At 42.1% G+C, this 20,594-nt stretch carries 22 protein-coding genes and 1 riboswitch; of the genes, 15 read left to right on the top strand and 7 right to left on the bottom strand.

The genetic code is table 11. The features are described from left to right. Positions 1-92 precede the first annotated feature (92 nt). From SB660_RS16050 to SB660_RS16040, 3 genes are read right to left on the bottom strand one after another with little or no spacing between them, the layout of a single operon-like run. On the bottom strand, positions 93-839 hold the full coding sequence (locus SB660_RS16050) for an ABC transporter permease (RefSeq protein ID WP_410583286.1): 747 nt from the start codon (positions 837-839) through the stop codon (positions 93-95). A gap of 34 nt (positions 840-873) precedes the next feature. Continuing rightward, positions 874-1,644, bottom strand: coding sequence for an ABC transporter ATP-binding protein (locus tag SB660_RS16045; RefSeq protein WP_058014991.1), 771 nt, complete (start codon positions 1,642-1,644; stop codon positions 874-876). Positions 1,645-1,659: 15 nt separating this feature from the next. Then, a complete protein-coding gene (locus tag SB660_RS16040) occupies positions 1,660-2,661 on the bottom strand; it encodes an ABC transporter substrate-binding protein (protein ID WP_339163587.1) in 1,002 nt (333 codons plus the stop codon). 173 nt (positions 2,662-2,834) lie between these two features. On the opposite strand from SB660_RS16040, the gene SB660_RS16035 reads away from it, so the two are divergent. From SB660_RS16035 to SB660_RS16010, 6 genes are read left to right on the top strand one after another with little or no spacing between them, the layout of a single operon-like run. Continuing rightward, positions 2,835-3,563, top strand: coding sequence for a carotenoid biosynthesis protein (locus SB660_RS16035; protein WP_058014993.1), 729 nt, complete (start codon positions 2,835-2,837; stop codon positions 3,561-3,563). Next, positions 3,532-4,278: a lysophospholipid acyltransferase family protein gene (locus SB660_RS16030; protein WP_058014994.1), complete on the top strand. Its 747-nt coding sequence runs from the start codon at positions 3,532-3,534 to the stop codon at positions 4,276-4,278. Before SB660_RS16035 ends, SB660_RS16030 begins: the two co-directional genes overlap by 32 nt. After that, on the top strand, positions 4,263-5,390 hold the full coding sequence (locus tag SB660_RS16025) for a glycosyltransferase family 2 protein (protein WP_410583278.1): 1,128 nt from the start codon (positions 4,263-4,265) through the stop codon (positions 5,388-5,390). The genes SB660_RS16030 and SB660_RS16025 overlap by 16 nt, the downstream gene beginning before the upstream one ends. Further along, positions 5,387-6,868, top strand: a complete 1,482-nt coding sequence (locus tag SB660_RS16020; protein WP_410583276.1) for a phytoene desaturase family protein — start codon at positions 5,387-5,389, stop codon at positions 6,866-6,868. Before SB660_RS16025 ends, SB660_RS16020 begins: the two co-directional genes overlap by 4 nt. 26 nt (positions 6,869-6,894) lie before the next feature. Continuing rightward, entirely contained in the window at positions 6,895-7,689 is a 795-nt protein-coding gene (locus tag SB660_RS16015) for an alpha/beta hydrolase family protein (RefSeq protein ID WP_061409204.1), read from the top strand. Between the two features lie 39 nt (positions 7,690-7,728). Continuing rightward, the gene (locus SB660_RS16010; RefSeq protein WP_003217584.1) at positions 7,729-7,971 is read left to right on the top strand and encodes a DUF2584 domain-containing protein; all 243 of its coding nucleotides are present in this window, start codon (positions 7,729-7,731) and stop codon (positions 7,969-7,971) included. Positions 7,972-8,016: 45 nt separating this feature from the next. Here SB660_RS16010 and pckA read toward each other — a convergent pair whose 3' ends face one another. After that, the gene (gene pckA, locus SB660_RS16005) at positions 8,017-9,603 is read right to left on the bottom strand and encodes a phosphoenolpyruvate carboxykinase (ATP) (protein ID WP_012010978.1); all 1,587 of its coding nucleotides are present in this window, start codon (positions 9,601-9,603) and stop codon (positions 8,017-8,019) included. A gap of 227 nt (positions 9,604-9,830) precedes the next feature. Then, a riboswitch (SAM riboswitch) is annotated at positions 9,831-9,964 on the top strand. A 195-nt stretch (positions 9,965-10,159) separates the two neighbouring features. On the opposite strand from pckA, the gene metK reads away from it, so the two are divergent. Both metK and asnB read left to right on the top strand, forming a co-directional pair. Next, on the top strand, positions 10,160-11,362 hold the full coding sequence (metK, locus tag SB660_RS16000) for a methionine adenosyltransferase (protein ID WP_058014998.1): 1,203 nt from the start codon (positions 10,160-10,162) through the stop codon (positions 11,360-11,362). A 148-nt stretch (positions 11,363-11,510) separates the two neighbouring features. Further along, positions 11,511-13,409 carry an asparagine synthase (glutamine-hydrolyzing) gene (gene asnB, locus SB660_RS15995; RefSeq protein ID WP_061409202.1) on the top strand — a complete coding sequence of 633 codons (1,899 nt, stop codon included), beginning with the start codon at positions 11,511-11,513 and terminating at the stop codon, positions 13,407-13,409. 141 nt (positions 13,410-13,550) lie between these two features. Here the strand turns inward: asnB and SB660_RS15990 are convergent, their stop codons facing one another. Further along, complete coding sequence (locus SB660_RS15990) at positions 13,551-14,066, bottom strand: gamma carbonic anhydrase (RefSeq protein WP_058015000.1); 516 nt, start codon at positions 14,064-14,066, stop codon at positions 13,551-13,553. Positions 14,067-14,111: 45 nt separating this feature from the next. Here SB660_RS15990 and SB660_RS15985 point away from each other — a divergent pair, with 45 nt between their 5' ends. Together SB660_RS15985 and SB660_RS15980 are read left to right on the top strand one after the other, a co-directional pair. After that, the gene (locus SB660_RS15985; protein ID WP_410583273.1) at positions 14,112-14,891 is read left to right on the top strand and encodes an alpha/beta hydrolase; all 780 of its coding nucleotides are present in this window, start codon (positions 14,112-14,114) and stop codon (positions 14,889-14,891) included. Between the two features lie 30 nt (positions 14,892-14,921). After that, positions 14,922-16,001, top strand: a complete 1,080-nt coding sequence (locus tag SB660_RS15980) for a tetraprenyl-beta-curcumene synthase family protein (protein WP_180310321.1) — start codon at positions 14,922-14,924, stop codon at positions 15,999-16,001. Positions 16,002-16,016: 15 nt separating this feature from the next. Here SB660_RS15980 and mnmM read toward each other — a convergent pair whose 3' ends face one another. Both mnmM and mnmL read right to left on the bottom strand, forming a co-directional pair. Then, positions 16,017-16,592: a tRNA 5-(aminomethyl)-2-thiouridylate-methyltransferase MnmM gene (mnmM, locus tag SB660_RS15975; RefSeq protein ID WP_410583271.1), complete on the bottom strand. Its 576-nt coding sequence runs from the start codon at positions 16,590-16,592 to the stop codon at positions 16,017-16,019. After that, complete coding sequence (mnmL, locus tag SB660_RS15970) at positions 16,589-17,554, bottom strand: tRNA modification radical SAM protein MnmL/YtqA (protein WP_410583269.1); 966 nt, start codon at positions 17,552-17,554, stop codon at positions 16,589-16,591. The genes mnmM and mnmL overlap by 4 nt, the downstream gene beginning before the upstream one ends. A gap of 152 nt (positions 17,555-17,706) precedes the next feature. Between mnmL and SB660_RS15965 the strand changes: the two genes are divergently transcribed. The 5 genes from SB660_RS15965 to SB660_RS15945 all read left to right on the top strand — a co-directional run bounded on the left by SB660_RS15965 (position 17,707) and on the right by SB660_RS15945 (position 20,574). Then, on the top strand, positions 17,707-17,982 hold the full coding sequence (locus SB660_RS15965; protein ID WP_034665376.1) for a YtzC family protein: 276 nt from the start codon (positions 17,707-17,709) through the stop codon (positions 17,980-17,982). A gap of 142 nt (positions 17,983-18,124) precedes the next feature. Further along, on the top strand, positions 18,125-18,304 hold the full coding sequence (locus SB660_RS15960) for a hypothetical protein (protein WP_012010969.1): 180 nt from the start codon (positions 18,125-18,127) through the stop codon (positions 18,302-18,304). A 17-nt stretch (positions 18,305-18,321) separates the two neighbouring features. Next, a complete protein-coding gene (locus tag SB660_RS15955; protein WP_044142160.1) occupies positions 18,322-18,714 on the top strand; it encodes a GntR family transcriptional regulator in 393 nt (130 codons plus the stop codon). Next, positions 18,707-19,585 (top strand): ATP-binding cassette domain-containing protein, encoded by an 879-nt coding sequence (locus SB660_RS15950; RefSeq protein WP_041815864.1) that lies wholly within the window; start codon positions 18,707-18,709, stop codon positions 19,583-19,585. Before SB660_RS15955 ends, SB660_RS15950 begins: the two co-directional genes overlap by 8 nt. Next, positions 19,579-20,574, top strand: a complete 996-nt coding sequence (locus SB660_RS15945) for an ABC-2 transporter permease (RefSeq protein WP_410583266.1) — start codon at positions 19,579-19,581, stop codon at positions 20,572-20,574. Before SB660_RS15950 ends, SB660_RS15945 begins: the two co-directional genes overlap by 7 nt. The last annotated feature ends 20 nt before the right edge of the window (positions 20,575-20,594 follow it).

Raw genomic sequence — 20,594 nt, 5'->3', positions numbered from 1 at the left:
TTATTTCGGATCACAACGATCCGTTTTCAAACTTGAAGGTGTTTTTTATTTGTCTCATCTTATGGGGTCAGTCCCATCTCCCTGTGCTTTTTTTATTTTTGGAGAAAACGACGTTCGAGCCATTCCACAAGCTGGTACATGATGGTCGCAAACACCGCAATAATGAAAAGACTTAAGAACACGAGTGTAAAGTTGAAGACTTGAAAGCCGTAAATAATCATGTAGCCGAGCCCTTCTGAGGATACAAGAAATTCCCCTACAATGACTCCAACCCAAGAAAGACCGACATTCACTTTGATGGCAGAAATCATCGTTGGAATACTAGCTGGCAAAATGACCTCACGAAAGACGACGCTTTTGTTCGCGCCAAAGGTTTTCATCACCTTTAAATAATTCTCATCGACCTCTTGAAAGGCAGTGTAAATGACGATCGTCGTAATGATCACACTAATGATCGCACCCATGGCGACGATGCTGATCATACCAGGTCCAAGGGCAACAATTAAAATGGGGGCGAGGGCAACTTTCGGCATGGCATTTAAAATGACTAAATAAGGGTCAAGAACGTTTGCTAATCGAGTAGACCACCATAAGGCGGCAGCGAGCAAAATGCCGCAAAAGGTACCAAGTAGAAAACCGAGCACCGTTTCAAATAATGTAATACTCATATGATTCATTAAAGAACCATCTTGAATTTTTTGCACAAACAATTGGCAGACCGCAGATGGTGAACTGAAAATGAGCGGATCAATGAATCTGAAATGACTGGCAAGCTCCCAAAGCGAAAAGAAGCTGGCGAATATGATGAGCTGATAGATACGTGTGATCCGTTTTTCCATTCGGTATTTTTTGCGATAGGCTTCATGTAAAAGGTCACTGTGTTTCAACTGTTTTCAGCTCCTTCCAAATCGTTTGAAAGAGCTCTTGGAAATGCGGGGTCTGTCTCGCTTCAAAAGGAGAGAGAGCCCTTATGTCGTCTGGAACGGTAAAGATTCGCTGGATAGAGCCTGGATGCTTTGAGAATAAGAAAATGCGGTCACTCATTGCAATGGCTTCACCGATGTCATGTGTCACAAGGACTGCTGTTTTTTGATAGTCTTTTAATGTGTGAAAGACGAGATCTTCTAATGTGAGTTTGGTTTGGTAGTCTAGGGCTGAAAATGGCTCATCTAGTAAAAGCAGACCGGGATCAACTGCAAGTGTTCGGGCGAGAGCCGCACGCTGCCTCATTCCGCCAGACAGCTCCTTCGGATATTTTTCCTCGACTTCATGCAGTCCAAGCTTTGGCAGTAAATCAAGGGCAGCTGAGACGGACTCATGTGAATCTTGTTTCGCAATTTTTAACCCGAGAATCACATTTTCCTTGATGGTCTTCCAAGGAAATAAATAATCTTGCTGGAGCATGTAGCCGATTTGATGCTCCTGTTGATTTGGTTCTTTTCCTTCGATTAAAATTCGACCTTCAGAGGGCGGTGTAATTCCTGCGATGATAGACAGCAAGGTGGTTTTCCCGCAGCCGCTGGGACCAATAAATGAGATGAATTCACCTTGGTCTATCTCCATATTGATGTGCTGTATAGCCGTTGTTTTTTCTTTTAAAGAGAAGTACGTATGGGTCACATGGTCAATTTGAAGGAAAGACATGTGCTACCTCCTATTCTATTTGTGATCTGTGACCTTCTTTGCAATGGATGAATCGACAAGTTGTTTGTACGGGATAAATTCCGGCAATTCTCCGCTCTCCTTCATGATTTCCTGCAATTTGTTCCATTCCTCTTCATTTAGAAAAGGATCTGTTGCATAGGAATCTTGTTGTTTGTAGCGTTTGATGGCAGTTGATAAGACATCAAGATCTGTATCAGGAAAATGAGATTGAATGGCCTTTGCGATCTCCTCAGGCTGCTTGGTTTCTACCCATTTCTGCGCTTTGTAAATGGCTCGGGTGAAGGCTTCGGCGGTCTCTTTGTTTTCCTCTAAGTAACTCTTCTTTGCCATGAAGGTGGTATATGGCACCTTGCCAGAAGCTTCTCCAAAGGAGGCGGTAATGTACCCTTTGCCTTCTTTTTCAAGTAAGGAAGCGGTCGGTTCGAATAACTGCACAAAATCGCCAGTTCCAGAGGAGAACGCACCTGAAATGTTGGCAAAATCAATATTTTGAATCATACGAAGATCCTTTTTTACATCAATGCCTTCTTTTTTCAAGACATATTCACCGACCATTTGCGGCATGCCGCCTTTCCGCTGTCCTAAGAAGTCTTTTCCTTTCAATTGATCCCAAGAGAACTGGTTTACTTTCTCCCTTGAAACAAGAAATGTGCCGTCTGTTTGTGTCAGCTGTGCAAAGTTCATGACAGAATCCTTTGTGTCTTGAGCCTCTACATAGATAGAGGATTCAGACCCGGTCAAGGCGATATCAGCACCGCCTGATAAGAGAGCTGTCATCGTTTTATCGCCGCCCCAAGTAGTTTTCAGTTCAACCTCCAGGCCTTCTTCTTTGAAGAAATCCTTTGATAAGGCGACATATAACGGAGCATAAAAGACCGAATGGGTCACCTCGGCTACTTGTACGGTCTGCTCTTGTTCTTTTTTACAGGCGACAAATGGAATAAAGAGCAGGACGACGACGATGAATGCCAGTCTGACTTTGATGGAACGATTCAAGAGTAATTCGCCTCCTTTGTTCTAGATCACTATTAAAGTATGTGAAAAGGGAATTTTGGTGAGTGCCTAGACGAAAATAAGAAGCGCATTGTTTATTTATAGAACGCGTCTTTTTTTCTATACTAGAGGCATGAAGGCTTTCTTGAATTTGGCAGAAATAAAGGAGCGGTTTCGTGTATAGATTGAGTTGGGTATTTGTTGGATGGTATGTAGTAGGTCTGATCTTAATGGTCTTTTTTGAAGTGCCAGCATGGCTTCAGTTTGCAAACGGAATCTTTCTTGTACTGTATGCTTGCTGCGTCATCGAGATTGGGCGACAGATTTATGGCTCATGGGGGTTTGTCATCAAAAGGGCAGCCATTGTCGGAGTGCTTACATTTACGGTGGAGTGGATAGGGATCACAACGGGATTTCCGTTTGGGGCCTATGACTATTATCCGACGCTAGGCTTTCTAGTGGCGGGGGTGCCGTTAACTATTGCGTTTGCTTGGGTTGGCGTGTTTTTAAACAGCCTTTTTTTATCCAGTCAGCAGTCAAAGTGGAGACGAGCCGTCGAAACGGGGATATGGATTGTGTTGCTTGACCTCATATTAGATCCAGTAGCAGCTGAGCGGAGGTTTTGGGTATGGTATGACGGCGGTGGGTTTTATGGTATTCCTTTTGAGAATTTTGTAAGCTGGGGTATGATTGGAGCAGGTCTTTCATTTCTTTTCCCGCTTGTCTCAATTGATCAAAAGGCACTCAGCTGGACGAGCCGCATTTATCAGGCGATGGTGTTCTTTTTTGGTCTTTTGGCATTAAAGGGCGGACTCGATGTCATTTTTTATTTAGCACTGATCATTGTCATTTTGTGTGAAGGAAGGGTTCGATTTGAAAGAAAGCGACAAAAGCCGATCGTTTAGACGTCTATTTTCACTTTATCTTGAGCGATATTTACTCCATAAGCATTTCCGCTGTGTCATGATGAAAGGCTCGGTGGACCCGAAGGGAAACCTGCCTGTTCTTTATCTCGCCAATCATAGCTCATGGTGGGATGGATTAATCATTTTTCTTTTAACAGAAAAAGCGTCTGAGCTTAATCACTACATGATGATGGAAGAGAAGCAGCTGAAGCAATATGCTTTTTTCCGTAAGCTTGGGGCGTTTCCGGTTCATAAAGAGAATCTCAGAAGCGTGAAGCAAGCTTTAATGACAGCAAAAGAGAACATGCAGAACGGCGGAGCGGTATGGCTTTTTCCACAGGGGAAAATTATGCATCAGGACGTGAGACCGCTTGAACTGGAAGGCGGGGCTTCTTTTTTAGTGAGACAATTTGAACAAGTCGTGGTGAAGCCTGTAACCTTGCAGTATACATTTAATCAATATCAAAAGCCGATAGTTTCTGTTGTGTTCGGTGATGATGCCATCGTATCTGGAAGCTCCCTGCGAAGCAAGGATATGACGCGTATGCTTGGCGATCTGCTTGAAACGCAGTTAAACAGACATCAATCACAGATCATTGCAGATCCTGATTTTTCAATAAACGAAGAATTTAAACAGATCACAAGGACAAGTCAGTCAACAAGTGATGCGTTTGATTCTTTTAAAAAGTGGGTGAGAACATGGCGTTCTTCTTAACTGTGATCAGTGTGCTGCTGCTTTGTCAGTTTCTATTTACCATATGGAATATGAAGCAGTTTCCCGTGTTAAAGCCCGCTTCCTTTTCGCCAGATGAACGTATTTCGTTATCGATACTGATTCCGGCTAGAAATGAGGAGAAACGGATAGAAGCCTGTCTTCAGTCGATCGTTGATCAACGTCTTTATCCGAAAGAGGTTGTTGTACTTGATGATCATTCGACAGATCAGACAAGAGCGATTGTGGAGCGCTTCTCACAAACATATCCATGGATTCGTGTGCAGTCAGGCCGGGTATTAAAGCAAGGCTGGCTAGGGAAATCATACGCTTGTTCTCAGCTTGCTGAGGCAGCGGCTTCTGATTGGCTGTTATTTTTAGATGCGGATGTCCGGTTGAAACTGGGAGCAATTGAAGCTGTGCATGAGCAGTTATGCACGCAAAAAACGGGCATGCTGTCAGGCTTCCCCGAACAAAAAACAGGTACATTTTTTGAGCATCTTGTCGTTCCCATGATGATGTTTACCATTGGCTGTCATCTGCCTGTGAAGTGGGTCAGAAAATCAAAGAATCCTGCTTTTGCCGCCGCACATGGAGGCTTTATTGCCATTGAAAAGAATTGCTATCACGACATCGGCGGGCATGAAGCGATTAAGGATTCGCTAGTGGATGATATGGCATTGGCTAAACGGGTGAAGGAACAAGGCTTTCCGTTCACACTAGCAAGCATTCATCCATTTGTGTATATGAGAATGTACGAGAGCGGACAAGAGGTTTGGGAAGGCTACCGGAAAAATTTATTCCCAGGTGTCAATCGAAGCATTGCTTTGTTAAGCAGTGTCTTTTGTTTATACACCCTGCTTTATTTGGCTCCTGTCATTTGTTTGATGATGGCTTTGATGCAGCTGGATGTGCTGAGTATATGCTTAGCGATTCTTTGCTACGGACTGGGTGTGTCGATCAAAGCGGCAATTGATATTGAGAACGGAAGAACATCTGCAATGGCCTTTTTATTACCGGTCAGCATTTTGAGTCTGATCGCCATTGGCTTTGCTTCTATGAAAATCGGGCTGAAAAAAGAAGGGTATGAATGGAAAGGGAGAAGGTACGAATGAAAAAAGTGATCATCATCGGCGGCGGGCTTGGCGGATTATCAGCAGCGATCCGCTTACAGTCACGCGGGGTTCAGGTCACCATATTAGAAAAAGAAGCGGCTTTAGGCGGGAAATTGCAGCGCCATCAGGAGGCTGGCTATTCTTTTGATCTAGGACCGAGTACCATTACAATGAAGTCATACTTTGAGGAAGTATTTGCTTCCTGTCATAGACGGATGGAGGATTACGTCACATTTTATCCGATCTCTCCCCTGACCAAAAATGTTTTTTCAGATGGACATACGGTTGAATTTACACCGAATATTGAGCAGATGGAATCACAAATTGCAGCATTCAGTCCTGAAGATGCGAAGCAATACCGTGCATTTTTACAGGAATCAAAGATGCTTTTTGAACAGGCTGAGGATCAGTTTTTAAATCGTTTGTTATTGACGTGGAAGGATAAAGCGGATGTAAAGCTCGTGAAAGCACTTCTCTCTGTCAAACCGTTTACAACCGTTCAACGCTTGCTGCGACAATATTTCCGTCATCCGCATACATTGGCGATGTTTGGACGGTATGCGACATACATCGGCTCTTCTCCCTATGAGGCACCGGCTATTTTTAATATGATGGCGTATTTAGAAGGGGAGAAGGGGATTTATGGCATAAAGGGCGGTACATATCGTTTAGTTGAAGCATTTGAGACTTTGGCAAAGGAATTAGGTGTACAGATTCACCTGAATGAACAAGTCAACAAGATTCATGTGAAGGACCGGCGAATCAAAGGAGTAGAAACGGCTCTCCAGAAATATGAAGCTGATCAAGTCATTGCAGGAGCGGATGCGCTGACTGTCTACCGCCATCTGATTGATGAAAAAGACCGCCCAAGCTTTTTAAATCAAAAGCTTTCTGCCATTGAACCGTCATTATCTGGCTTTGTTCTCTTATTAGGTGTACCTAAGGTCTATGAACAGCTGTCCCATCATAATGTGTTTTTCCCAGAGAATTATGAGCAAGAATTCAAGGATATTTTTCAGAAAAAACAACTGCCTCAGGACCCGACACTTTACATATGTTATTCAGGTCATTCAGAACCAGCTTTAAGCGGAGGACCGGGAAGAAGCAACTTGTTTGTACTGGCGAATGCACCTTATGTGACAAAAGAGCAAGATTGGGACATGCTAAGAGAGACATACTCGCAGCATGTGAAAACAAAATTAAAGGAAAAGGGCCTCTTTGATTTGGATAAGGTGGCCGAATATGAAGCGGTTCAAACTCCGCTTGATCTGCAGCAGAAAACGGGCGCATATCATGGAGCCATTTATGGTATGTCTTCCAACTCGTTCAAGCAGGCGTTCTTCCGTATCAATAATCAGTCAAAGGACATTGAAGGACTTTGGTTTGTTGGAGGAACAAGTCATCCAGGCGGAGGCACGCCAATGGTGACTAAATCGGGTCAGCTTGTCGCAGAAGCAATCATCAAGCAATTGACGTAAGAACAGATGAAAAGGAGAGAAATCAAGTGATTGTGGAAAAAAGAAGGTTTCCGTCCCCCCATCCGCATATTCACTTATTTACAGTGACCTATGAGGCAGATGGACTTCGGATCAAAGGATTGCTCGCTGAACCGGCCGAAGAAGGTCGTTATGACGGCTTTTTGTATTTAAGAGGCGGCATAAAAAATGTGGGAATGGTGAGACCAGGCCGGATTGTGCAATTTGCCGCACAGGGATTTGTCGTATTTGCGCCCTTTTACAGAGGAAATCAAGGAGGCGAAGGGAACGAAGACTTTGCTGGAGAGGACCGGAAAGATGCTTTTGCTGCCTTTCAATTGTTAAAGCATCACAAAAAGGTGAAGCAGGATCGTATTCATATCTTTGGTTTTTCGCGCGGAGGCATTATGGGCATTTGGACTGCTGTCGAAATGAAGCAAGAGGCGGCTTCATTTGTGACATGGGGAGGTGTCAGTGATATGAAGCTCACCTATGAAGAGCGTGTGGATATGAGAAGGATGATGAAACGTGTGATTGGCGGTCCCCCGCACAAGGTGCCAGAGGCTTATGAGGACAGAACGCCTTTAAATGATGTGGACAAAATTGAAGCGCCTGTTCTCATCATCCACGGAGAAGAGGATCAGAATGTATCCATTGAGCATGCGTATTTATTAGAAGATGCGCTGCGCCAGCACGGAAAGTCAGTGGAGACTTGGTATTTTCATGGATACAACCATTATTTTCCCCCGCAGCATAATCGGGAAATTGTCAGGAGGCTGACGACGTGGATGCACAGCCGGAAAAGCGGAAATGTGGTAAAATAAGCAGTATAACGAAATTTAGAAAGTAGGGGGATTTTCAATATGGGAATGCCTGTTGAATTTAATACAATGATTGTCACGAAGGGAAAAGAGACAAGAATTGAAGAGAATGTATTTGAACTCATGAAGGAAGGATACCGCATTTATCCATTAAATATTCCGCTTGAGGTGCGTAAAACGAAAGACGGAGAAAAAACAGGGACAGCACACGTTGAAAAGCTGGAGCTTACAGACAATGTGACAAAGGTCACTTATCGTCTCGTCTCATTACATTCAACAAACTAACCAAAAAAGCTGAGGGAATGATTCCCCTCAGCTTTTGTCATTTGATTATACGAGTGGCCCGCCTTTGGCTTCAATGTCACTTGCTGCGTGGCTGAATTTTTGGAAGTTCTTTTTAAATTCATTGGCAAGGAAGTGTGCTTTTTCTTGATAAGCCTCTTGGTCATCCCATGTTTTAGATGGTTGAAGCACTTCATCTGGTACGCCAGGAATATGAAGCGGGATGTGTAATCCAAAGATGTCATCAGTGATCATTTCGGCGTTGTCGAGGTCGCCTTCGATCGCTGCTTGCACCATTGCTCTTGTATGCGCTAGGTTCATACGTTTGCCTGTACCATAGCCTCCGCCAGTCCAGCCTGTATTCACAAGGAATACTTTTGCGCCGTGCTCATCAATTTTCTTGCCAAGCATTTCAGCATAGACGTGAGCTGGAAGCGGCAAGAATGGTGAACCGAAGCAAGTAGAGAATGTCGTTTCTGGTGATGTGACACCGCGTTCAGTTCCTGCTAATTTACTTGTGTAACCGCTCAAGAAATGGTACATCGCCTGTTCTTTTGTTAAACGGCTGATTGGAGGTAAAACCCCAAATGCATCAGCTGTTAAGAAGACAATGGCAGATGGGTGTCCTGCGATACTTGGCTTCACGATGTTATCAATCATTTCGATTGGGTAAGCAGCTCGTGTGTTTTCAGTAAAGAATGTGTCATCATAATCCGCTTCACGTGTTTCTTCATCAAGTACAACATTTTCAAGAACTGATCCGAAGCTGATGGCTTTGTAGATTTGCGGTTCTTTTTCTTCGCTTAAGTTCACACATTTCGCATAGCATCCGCCCTCAATATTGAAGACTCCTGAGCCAGACCAGCCATGTTCATCGTCACCGATCAGCTTGCGGCTTGCGCTTGCGGAAAGCGTCGTTTTCCCAGTACCTGAAAGGCCGAAGAATAGTGCGACATCGCCTTCTTGACCAACGTTTGCTGAGCAGTGCATAGATAAAATATCTTGCTCAGGAAGCAGGTAGTTCATGACAGAGAAAATGGACTTTTTCATCTCTCCAGCATATTCTGTTCCACCGATCAGAATGGTGCGTTTTTCAAAAGAAACGATAATAAACGTTTCAGAGTTTGTGCCATCTGTTTCAGGATCTGCTTTAAAATGCGGTGCAGATAAGATGGTGAAAGGTTTTTCGTTTGAAGAAGGTGTTGATCCGTCAGGTCTGATGAATAGCTGTTTTGCAAAGAGATTGTGCCATGCAAATTCGTTTACCACTGTAATTGGCATACGGTATCTTTCATCTGCGCCGGCAAATCCTTCAAAGACGAATAGTTCATCACGTTCTTTTAAGTATGACACAACCTTTGTATATAAACGGTCAAATGCTTCTTTAGAAATCGGCTGGTTGACTTGACCCCAATCAATTTTATGTTCAGAGCTTTCTTCTTTCACGATAAATTTATCTTTAGGCGAACGTCCTGTGTAGGCACCCGTTGTAGCACGGACAGCTCCTGTTGATGTTAAAACGCCTTCATCACGTGCCAAAATCTTTTCAACAAGTTTCGGAACAGATAAATTTTGGTGCGTATTTTCTAATGAGAGCAATGACTGCAAATCTTCTTTTAAATCCACTGAGTTCATAAAAAAACCCTTCCTTTACCGTTGAATTTGTTTTGTTTCGATTAGTATAACACATTCATAAGAATAGTCTATACTATTTAAATATTTTTGTGTGTGTTTTTTCATTTCTGCTATGAAAATATGCTTTTTGGTGATGCTAATATTGAGGTGAAAAAAAGGGAAGATAATTCTGATGAAGCATTGACATGACGCAAGTGTTTAAGATAAGATATCTTATTGAACGGATACTCTTATCCCGAGTTGGTGGAGGGACAGGCCCGATGAAGCCCAGCAACCGGTTTCTTATAAAAAGGCATGAATATGCTGAGAAACCAAGGTGCTAACCTGATGCAAGGTACAAGAACACCTTGAGCGATAAGAGTGAAAGGCATGCGATCTCAGACCCTTTCCTCGCAATGAAGGAAATGGTTTTTTTATTTTTGGGATATCATATGAACAAATTGCCAATAACATCTCTAATAGAAACGTTTTCAAATATAAGAGGGAACGAGTTCCGTATCATATTGGAGACCTCATCTTGGGATGATGTGGTCTTGTACAGGAGGAAATAGCCATTATGAGTCAAAATCGTCGTTTATTTACTTCAGAATCAGTGACGGAAGGACATCCGGATAAAATCTGTGATCAAATTTCAGACAGCATTTTGGATGAAATTTTAAAGAAAGATCCAAATGCACGTGTTGCCTGTGAAACTTCTGTTACAACGGGTCTCGTATTAGTAAGCGGAGAAATTACAACGTCTACTTATGTCGATATTCCAAAGACGGTGCGTGACACGATTAAGGAAATTGGCTACACACGTGCGAAATATGGTTTTGATGCGGAAACATGTGCAGTGCTCACATCCATTGATGAACAGTCTGCTGATATTGCGCAAGGTGTAGACAAAGCGCTTGAAGCACGTGAAGGCACAATGACTGAAGAAGAACTTGATGCGATCGGTGCAGGTGACCAAGGATTGATGTTTGGTTTTGCCAACAACGAAACCGAAGAACTTATGCCGCTGCCGATTTCACTAGCGCATAAATTATCTCTTCGTTTAACTGAAGTTCGCAAGGATCAAACACTTGCTTATCTACGTCCAGATGGAAAAACACAAGTAACAGTAGAATATGATGATCAAAATAAACCTGTTCGTATTGATACAGTGGTTATTTCTACGCAGCATGCACCAGAAGTGACGCTTGAACAAATTCAAAGCGACTTAAAAGAGCATGTCATCAACCCTGTCGTTCCAAGTGAACTAATTGATGAACAGACAAAATACTTTATTAACCCAACTGGTCGTTTCGTGATCGGTGGACCTCAAGGGGATGCTGGTTTAACTGGACGTAAAATCATCGTTGATACGTATGGCGGATACGCTCGTCATGGCGGCGGTGCTTTCTCTGGGAAGGACGCAACAAAGGTTGACCGTTCAGCGGCATACGCTGCTCGTTACGTAGCGAAAAACATTGTAGCGGCAGGCCTTGCTGATTCTTGTGAAGTACAACTTGCTTATGCAATTGGTGTTGCACAGCCTGTCTCGATTTCAATTGATACTTTCGGAACAGGAAAAGCTTCTGAAGAAAAATTAATTGAAGTGGTTCGTGCGAACTTTGATCTTCGTCCAGCTGGCATTATTAAAATGCTTGACCTGCGTCGTCCGATCTACAAACAAACAGCTGCATACGGACATTTCGGCCGTCATGATTTAGATCTTCCGTGGGAAAAAACGGATAAGGCCGATACACTTCGTAAAGAAGCATTAGGACAATAACAACATATAAAACCGCTTATTTTAAGCGGTTTTCCTTTTGATTAAAAAAAATTCTACAAAAAGCGAAAAAATGTGAAACAAAATCGGACAAATAACTGTCTAATTATAGGTCTACTTTTAAGAAATAACATAACGTGGAGGCAATAATATGTGTGGGTTTGTTGGTGTGTTTAATCACCGTCCATTGTCCGAAACTACTGAGCAGGAAGAGTTAATTAAACAAATGAATCGTCTCATCGTTCACCGTGGTCCGGATGATGAGGGTTACTTTCATGATGAGCATGTAGGATTTGGATTTAGACGTTTAAGTATTATAGATGTTGAGCACGGAAAGCAGCCGCTTTCTTATGAAGATGAAAAGTATTGGATTATTTTTAACGGAGAAATTTATAACTATGTGGAGCTGAAGGAAGAGCTTGTGAAAAAGGGCTATACGTTCAGCACAGATTCTGATACGGAAGTACTGCTTGCCACATACCGTCATTATAAAGAAGAGGCGGCTTCTAAGCTTCGCGGCATGTTTGCCTTTTTAATTTGGGACAAAGAAGCGCAGCAATTATATGGCGCAAGAGATCCTTTTGGCATCAAACCGCTTTATTTTACACAAATGGATGAGCAAGTGTACTTTGCGTCTGAGCGCAAAAGCTTGATGGCTGTGAACGAGAACATTTTATTTGATGAGACTTCATTGCAGCAGTACATGTCGTTCCAATTCGTTCCTGAGCCAAATACGCTCGATCAAAAGGTGCATAAAGTTGAGCCTGGTCATCAGTTTATTTTACGCCCAGGACAGGAGATCGAATTTAAGACATACTGGAAAGTTCAATTCAAGCCTGAGCAAACACAAGAACAGAAGTTAATTGAAGAAGTACGCGATGCCATCTATGATTCTGTGAAAGTTCACATGAGAAGTGATGTACCTGTTGGTTCATTCCTCTCAGGTGGTATTGATTCTTCCTTCATCGTGTCTGTCGCAAAGGAATTGCACCCTGAGCTAAAGACATTCTCTGTTGGTTTCCAGCAGGATGGTTTTAGTGAAGTTGATGTTGCGAAGGAAACAGCTGATAAGCTAGGCTTACAAAACTTCAGCGCCGTTATTACTCCAGAGGAATATATGAATGAGCTTCCGAAGATTGTCTGGCATTTAGACGATCCATTAGCAGATCCGGCGGCGATTCCATTGTATTTCGTGGCAAAAGAAGCGAAGAAACAAGTGACGGTAGTTCTTTCAGGTGAAGGAGCGGACGAGCTGTTCGGTGGATATAATATTTACCGTGAGCCTCTTTCTCTTAAACCATTTGAATCTGTTCCATCTATGCTGAAAAAGCTTCTTCTTCGTCTGGCTCGTTTAATGCCAGAAGGAATGAAAGGGAAGAGCTTTATCGTTCGCGGCTGTACGCCATTAGAGGAACGTTATATCGGTAATGCGAAAATCTTTGAAGAGCCAGTGAAGAAAAACCTCTTAAAGCATTATGATCCAAGCATCACGTATCGTGACGTAACGAAGACATACTTTGAGGAAAGCGCAGGCTACAGTGATATTAACAAAATGCAATATGTTGATATCCATACGTGGATGCGCGGAGACATCTTATTGAAAGCAGACAAGATGACGATGGCGAATTCTCTTGAGCTTCGTGTTCCATTCCTTGATAAGGTCGTTTTTGAAGCGGCTTCTAAAATTCCAGAAGAGCTGAAAACAAAAGATGGCACAACGAAATATTTATTGCGTAAAGCAGCAGAAGGCATTGTGCCTGACCACGTGTTAAACCGTAAAAAGCTTGGTTTCCCTGTGCCAATTCGTCATTGGCTGAAAAATGAGATGAATGCTTGGGCGAAAGACATCATCAAAAACAGTCAAACAGATGAATACATTAACAAAGAGTATGTGCTTGATTTATTAAATGAGCATTGTGCTGGTAAAGCAGATCATAGCCGTAAGATTTGGACCGTCCTTATCTTTATGATTTGGCACAGCATTTATGTAGAGCGCAGCATTGATCCAGAGCAGTTGAATCACCAACCGAAAGAAGTCATCTTTAGTTAATAAAAAAGGTTTTCAGCTTTGTGCTGAAAACCTTTTTTGTCATGATAGAAAGCGGTGGAAAAGGGTAAAATAACAAGCGGTTCATAGTTATTGCTTAATATCCTGAAAAAAACATGATAAAGTGAAGATACGCGTATGATGTTAACGGGATATAAGGGAACGATAGTATTGTCCTTTTTCTACATATTCTCTACGGATTCTGTCCATGTCTTGGATATCTTCATCTGTTAATTGACGGACGACCTTGGCTGGACGGCCGAAAGCGAGTGATCCTTTTGGAATAACCTTTCCTTGAGGGACAAGACTACCTGCACCGATAAAGGCACCTTCGCCAATTTCTGCACCATCGAGAATGATAGACCCCATACCTATGAGGGCATTTTTTCGAATGATTGAGCTATGTAATGTGACTTGGTGTCCAATGGTAGCACCATCTTCTATAAGAAGTGTTTTTCCAGGACTTTGATGCAGACAGGATAAATCTTGAATATTGACGTTTTTTCCAATTCTCACAGGAGCGACATCGCCTCTAATGACTGTTTGGAACCAAACGCTTGAATATTCTCCAATCGTGACATCTCCAGTAATGGTGGCGTTTTCTGCGACAAAGACCGATTCGTGAATCTCAGGTGTAAACTGATGATATGGATAAATCACTTTTTCGACTTCCCTTCTTAATACAACATTTGTGAGGTGTTTACTTTGTGGACTTGGCATGCTGAAAGACCAGTTGGTACAATTGTGATTGTACATGGTGCGAGCGAATATCACGGCCGCTATAAATGGCTGATCGAAATGTGGCGAAATGCCGGCTATCACGTCGTCATGGGTGACCTGCCTGGGCAAGGGACATCGACACGTGCGCGCGGCCACATTCGTTCGTTTCAAGAATACATTGATACAGTAGATGAATGGATCGAACATGCGAAATCATTCAGGCTTCCTACTTTTTTACTTGGTCACAGTATGGGCGGACTCGTTTCAATTGAGTGGGTCAAGCAGTATACCCATACGAAGATTGATGGCCTTATTTTATCATCACCTTGTTTAGGTCTGCAATTTAAACCGAAGAAGCTAATGGATTTTGCATCAAAAGGTCTAAATGTGCTCACGCCGTCCTTTAAAGTCGAGTCAGGACTGTCGATTGAACTAGCCACACGAAATCAGGCTGTGATTGAGGCAGACTCAAATGATTCCCTTTACGTAACAAAAGTGTCGGTTCGCTGGTACCGAGAGCTGATCAAAAATATTGATGCGGCCATGCAGCCAACGAATGTCTTTAAATCGATTCCGCTCCTTTTAATGCAGGCGGGTGATGATAAGATTGTCGATAAAACGAGGGTGATCAAATGGTTCAATGGCATTGAATCAACCAATAAGTCATATCGTGAATGGGAAGACCTGTATCACGAAATTTTTAATGAACCGGAAAGAGAAGATGTGTTTAAGGCAGCAAGAGCCTTTACAGATCAATATATTTGATGGTGAGCTTTAAGTTAGGGGTGGATTAATTTGTCAGTACCAGAGCGTCCTTTTGCACTGATGACCAAGGTGTATAAAGATATTTTTCCGCTTGTGCATCAGGAGCTGAAAAAGTGGCGGGCTCATGCAGAAATGATTGAAAATGAAGAACTGCGTACGCAGGCATTAGCGAGCATATCAAGTAAAACCTTTCACTGCGAAGGCGGAGGCATTTTATCTCTTCTAGCAGGTGAGGCGAAAGAAACGTGTATTGAATTCATTGTGGCGTATCAAACCATCAGTGATTACTTAGATAACCTATGTGACCGCAGTACGTCGCTTGATCCAAAAGATTTTCATATGCTGCATCAAGCAATGAGAGATGCGCTTGATATTCATGCTGAGCTCAAACCCTACTACCAATTCCGTGATGATCAAGAGGATCATGGGTATTTACACGCGCTTGTCCGCACATGCCAAGACGTGCTGTCGCGCCTTAAGCATTATCCGATCATTCAGCCATATTTACACACGCTGTGCGATTACTACAGTGATTTGCAAGTACATAAACACGTCGTTCCTCATGAGCGTGTGCCGCGGCTAGAATCGTGGTTCCGCCAATATGAAAAGGATTTACCTAAGATGGAATGGTATGAATTTTCAGCTTGTGCAGGATCAACGTTAGGGATTTTCTGTCTTGTGGCGTACGCGCTGCAGCCGAACTTTACAGAAAAGCAGGCGAAGCAAATTTACGAAAGCTATTTCCCTTATATTCAAGGTCTGCACATTTTACTTGATTATTTAATTGACCAAGAAGAAGATAGGCTTGGGGGAGATCTGAACTTTTGCTCCTACTATGCTTCTCATCATGAGATGATGGATAGACTTCAGCATTTTATTGAAAAAGCGGATGAGCAGCTGAAAGGCATTCCGCACGAAAACTTTCACAAATTGATTAACAGAGGATTATTGGCAGTCTATTTGTCCGATGAAAAAGTAACAGCCCAAAAAGAGATGAATAAGCTGGCAAAACGGCTGATCAGATCAAGCGGGAAAACATCGTTCTTTTTCTATATCAACGGAAGAGCTTACCGGACCTATCAGAAAATGCCTTGGATGAAATCCTCATAAAAAAGCTCAAATCCATTAGGATTTGAGCTTTTTTTCAATGGCGACCACAAAAGGCGGGTCGTTTTGAATATTCATGTATTGATATGATAAAACTTGTACCTCTTCATGAGAAAGTGATCTGCAATAGTCGAGAAGCACTTCTTTTTCTCTTTTCCCTTCAGGGTGTCCATGATAGATCACAAGGACGATCAGACCTCCGGGTTTAAGCCAGTCGAGGAGCTGCTCAATGGCTTCAATGGTTGTATGAGCCTGAGTAGTGACAGCTTTATCGCCTCCGGGCAAGTACCCAAGGTTAAACACCGCACCTGAGATATGTTCATAAACATCTCTTGGTAGGTGTTGAGCCAGTTTTTCATGACCATCGTGAATCAGATGAACATAAGGATATCCCTCGCCAAGCCTTTTGCGTGTTTGCTCTATGGCTTCTTCTTGTACGTCGAATGCGAAAACTTGTCCATCATGACCGACAAGATCAGCTAAATAGAGTGTGTCGTGGCCATTTCCCATCGTTGCATCAATGACGACATCGCCTTTTTGACAAGCCCGTTCTAATAGCTCTTTACTAAAAGGGAGCATTCGTTTCAAGATCATTTTGCTGCTTCTTCCAATCTGACGAAACGCTTGCCTTGGTAGCTGTTACGTCTTTCAAGCTCAGCATTAATGGCATTTAATACTTCCCACTTGTTTACACTCCACATTGGACCAACCATTAATTCAATCGGGCCATCCCCTGTAATACGATGAATAATCATTTCTGGCGGCAGGATCTCCAGCTGATCACAAACAAGCTGGACATATTCCTCCTGGCTGAGAAACTCCAATTTGCCTTTTTCGTATTGCTTGACCATTGGGGTTCCTTTTAAAAGGTGAAGCAAATGAATTTTAATTCCTTGCACATCTAAATCAGCAACAGCTTTTGCTGTCTCCATCATCATGTCCCGGTTTTCAAGAGGCAAGCCGTTGATGATATGCGAGCAGACACGAATGCCGTGTTTTCGCAGTTTTTTTACACCTTCTACGTAGCATTCATAATCATGGGCACGGTTTATAAGCATCGCTGTCCGTTCATGAACCGTCTGAAGACCAAGCTCTACCCAAAGATAAGTGCGCTCATTTAATTCAGCTAAATACTCCACCACGTCATCTGGCAGGCAGTCAGGTCTTGTCGCAATAGATAAACCAACCACACCATCCAAATTCATCACGGTTTCAAATTTTTCCTTTAAAACAGGAAGCGGGGCGTGTGTGTTTGTATACGCCTGAAAATACGCCATATATTTTCCGTCTTTCCATTTTGTATGCATCCGGTCTTTGATTTCGTTAAATTGAGTGACGAGATCATCCGCCCGGTTTCCTGCAAAGTCACCAGATCCTGCGGCACTGCAAAATGTACAGCCTCCATGGGCTACAGTACCATCACGATTTGGGCAGTCAAAGCCGCCATCTAAGGCCACTTTAAATACTTTATGACCAAAGTGTTCTCGCAAATGATAGTTCCATGTGTGATAGCGTTTTTCGCTGTTTGAATATAAAAAAGGGTTATGCTGATCCAAGTCAGTAACCTCCTTGCGTAATAATAGGCATCCTTAAAGTTTAACAAAAATCATGAAAGAGGACAATTGAATCTGTCCAACATTTTCTTTAGTGAAAAAACTTTACGTGGGCAAAATAGGCGGGAGCAATGATGAAATGGAGGGAATGCAGGATGGCAACAAGGCAGTCAATCGATGAATTTATCCAAAAAAGTACTGAAACCCTTGAGTTTGCAAATGAGCAATTTGATTTGAACTTACGTCAAGAGCATTATAATGAGGATGAATTTTCTAAGGCGCAGCTTATGCTGGAAGATGCGGTGAACGAATTAGAAAAATTAAAGGATGTCGCCAATGACCAGCAAAGAGAGCGGTTAGACAGAGCACGTGTTCAAATTCAAAGCTTACAAAATCAAATGATTTTAGGTATTTCTTACGACAACGAATGATGAACAGATCCTTTTTTAAGGGTCTGTTTTTTATTTTTTTGAAAGGCTATTGACTTTTTATTTGAGTGTCTATATTGTATTAAGTGTACTACATCAACTAATACACTAAAGACACTTAAAAAGTGAAGAAAGGTGTTCAACCATGAAAAAAGAAAAAAAACCAATCAATTTAAAGTGGATGGTGCTGGCTGTTTTGTTAGCATGTACATTTTTTTTCGTTCTCGTTTTCATTGGTTTTGAAGTTCAAAAAGATTTGATACTTAATTCAATCCCTTTAATGCAAGGGCATGAACAAGCAATAGGACTGCAAAAGCATGAATGAGGAAAGAGGGAGCCATCATGATTCAAATAGATCCACGAAGCGCTGCGCCAATATATGAACAAATCATTGAGCAACTCAAAATTTTATGTCTAAAAGGTGTAATGAAACCTGGTGACAAACTGCCCTCTGTCAGAGAGCTCGCCACTATTATCATCGCCAATCCAAACACCGTCAGTAAAGCATATAAGGAGCTTGAGCGGGAAGGGATTATTGAAACACTAAGAGGCCGCGGTACGTATGTAACAGAAGAGGCTCAGTTAAAGCTGAATGAAGGGAAGGTATTGGAGATGAAGGAGCAATTAAGACAACTCATTATAGAAGCTCATTATGCCGGTATTGATATTCAACAACTGAAGGAATGGATAGAAGAGATCGGCTCAAGTCTTGAGGGAGGAAAAAAAGTTGATTGAGGTTAGAAATGTATCGAAGACATTAAACGGACGTGAAGTACTCAGTAACGTTTCCTTCAAATTAGGCGAAGGTGAAATCTTTGGTTTGCTTGGCAGGAATGGCTCTGGTAAAACAACACTTCTCCGCTTAATTCAGCAAATTCTTCTTCCGGATGAAGGAGAGATTTATTTTAAAGACGTGCTTGTGAAAGACCATCCATTAGTGAAGCAAAATATTGTGTATATGCCTGTCGTCAATCCCTACTTTGACAGATACAATTACGGACAGCTTGTCCAGCTGTTAAAGCATATTTACCCGAAGTTTGACGTGACATATGCCAATGAGCTTGTGAATCGCTATGAAATTCCGGAAAAAGTGAAATACCGCGAACTATCGACAGGGTTAAAAAAACAGCTGTCATTAATTTTAAGCTTTGCGATCAAGCCAGCTGTGATTCTGTTAGATGAACCGACAGATGGTATTGATGCCGTCACAAGAAATGATGTTCTTCAGCTCATGATCGACGAGGTAGCGGAACGTGAAACGTCGATTCTCATCACATCGCACCGATTAGAGGATATTGAGCGGATGTGTAACCGAATCGGGTTTTTAGAAGGAAATCAACTCACAAGTGTCATGGATCTAGATGAATTAAAGAATGATTATGTCAAAATCCAGATGGCCTTTGAAGAAGATATGAACTTGAGTATACGAAAAAATGGTGTTGCTATATTAGATCAAGCGGGCATTTTTTATACAGCGCTTGTTCTTAAAACCGATGTAGAGGCAAAAGAGTACTTGAAGTCGCTGCAGCCAAAAGTATGGCATGAACTGCCTGTGAATTTAGAAGAAGTATTCATTGCAAAGTTTGGAGGGAAACGGAGATGGTAAAGCGGCAATTATTATATAAAGAGTGGAAGCAATCAGAGCTGACATTTATTTTAGTGATGCTGGTTGCAGTCTTTACGACGCCATTATCCTTTTTACTGGGATACTCGTCCTTTCAAACTTGTGTAAACGACCCCACATGTACAATCGGAGATCAATACTTTTATTATAATTTCAGTTCTGATATTTTTATCGCCCTCTCATGGCTTATGGGCTTGCTTTTTGCGATTATCCAGCTGGGATATGAAAGAAATAAAGGACAAATTGATTTTACTTTATCCTTGCCGTTTAGCAGAAGTACCATTTATCATACAAAGTTTTTCTTAGGTGCCGGAATCATAACGCTTGTTCATGTGTTGTCATATTTTCTCACTTACTTACTCATATTAGGCACTCAACCAAAAGAGACGTTTGACTTTAATAGTGGTTACTTCATTGCACTCGTATCAACCTTAATGATTTATAGTTTGTGTCTTGCAGCAGGTGCGTTAACAGGAAGCGCAATTAGTCAAGCCATTGTTACATTCAGTACAGCGATATTGCCATATTTATTAATTTGGCTTCCGATGTTTCATTTAGATTTTATTTTAAGAACGAATAGGCATTGGGTCGATGTCAGTTATGAATACTTTATTATGCCTATCGCCCCAATTACTTATATAACAGACCGTTTTCAATTTCGAGATATAGATAAATATCCACTTTGGTTCACTGGTGAAGAATTCATTATACCTATTGTGATGATGATTGTATTTTATCTCATTGGTTTGTTTAGCTTTATCAAGCATCCTATTGAACGAAATGGTCGTTTCTTCCTTTACTCAAAAATGGATAGACCGATTCAGATTTTGGTCATTGTCTTCGGTGTTCTAGGATTTGGATGGGTTGGATTTTCTTCTGACACTTCCATATTGGGTTATATTGTCGGCATGATCATCGGCGGCGTAGTAGGTGCATTAACAAGTTATTTCTTAATATATCGAAAAAGATAAACAGAGAGCAGGGGAGTAGA

It is taken from the genome of Bacillus sp. SIMBA_005, assembly GCF_046535585.1.
In the GTDB taxonomy this organism is placed as follows: Bacteria; Bacillota; Bacilli; order Bacillales; family Bacillaceae; genus Bacillus; species Bacillus pumilus.
The sequence above is the reverse complement of the archived record's forward strand: the minus strand, read 5'-3'. Positions and strand labels throughout refer to the sequence as shown.

Excerpts from the sequence above, each read along its gene's own strand:
- SB660_RS16050 (WP_410583286.1), bottom strand. The coding sequence starts at position 839 with ATGGAAAAACGGATCACACGTATCTATCAGCTCATCATATTCGCCAGC.
- SB660_RS16045 (WP_058014991.1), bottom strand. The coding sequence starts at position 1,644 with ATGTCTTTCCTTCAAATTGACCATGTGACCCATACGTACTTCTCTTTA.
- SB660_RS16025 (WP_410583278.1), top strand. The coding sequence starts at position 4,263 with ATGGCGTTCTTCTTAACTGTGATCAGTGTGCTGCTGCTTTGTCAGTTT.
- SB660_RS16020 (WP_410583276.1), top strand. The coding sequence starts at position 5,387 with ATGAAAAAAGTGATCATCATCGGCGGCGGGCTTGGCGGATTATCAGCA.
- SB660_RS16010 (WP_003217584.1), top strand. The coding sequence starts at position 7,729 with ATGGGAATGCCTGTTGAATTTAATACAATGATTGTCACGAAGGGAAAA.
- pckA (WP_012010978.1), bottom strand. The coding sequence starts at position 9,603 with ATGAACTCAGTGGATTTAAAAGAAGATTTGCAGTCATTGCTCTCATTA.
- metK (WP_058014998.1), top strand. The coding sequence starts at position 10,160 with ATGAGTCAAAATCGTCGTTTATTTACTTCAGAATCAGTGACGGAAGGA.
- asnB (WP_061409202.1), top strand. The coding sequence starts at position 11,511 with ATGTGTGGGTTTGTTGGTGTGTTTAATCACCGTCCATTGTCCGAAACT.
- mnmM (WP_410583271.1), bottom strand. The coding sequence starts at position 16,592 with ATGATCTTGAAACGAATGCTCCCTTTTAGTAAAGAGCTATTAGAACGG.
- SB660_RS15965 (WP_034665376.1), top strand. The coding sequence starts at position 17,707 with ATGGCAACAAGGCAGTCAATCGATGAATTTATCCAAAAAAGTACTGAA.
- SB660_RS15960 (WP_012010969.1), top strand. The coding sequence starts at position 18,125 with ATGAAAAAAGAAAAAAAACCAATCAATTTAAAGTGGATGGTGCTGGCT.
- SB660_RS15955 (WP_044142160.1), top strand. The coding sequence starts at position 18,322 with ATGATTCAAATAGATCCACGAAGCGCTGCGCCAATATATGAACAAATC.
- SB660_RS15945 (WP_410583266.1), top strand. The coding sequence starts at position 19,579 with ATGGTAAAGCGGCAATTATTATATAAAGAGTGGAAGCAATCAGAGCTG.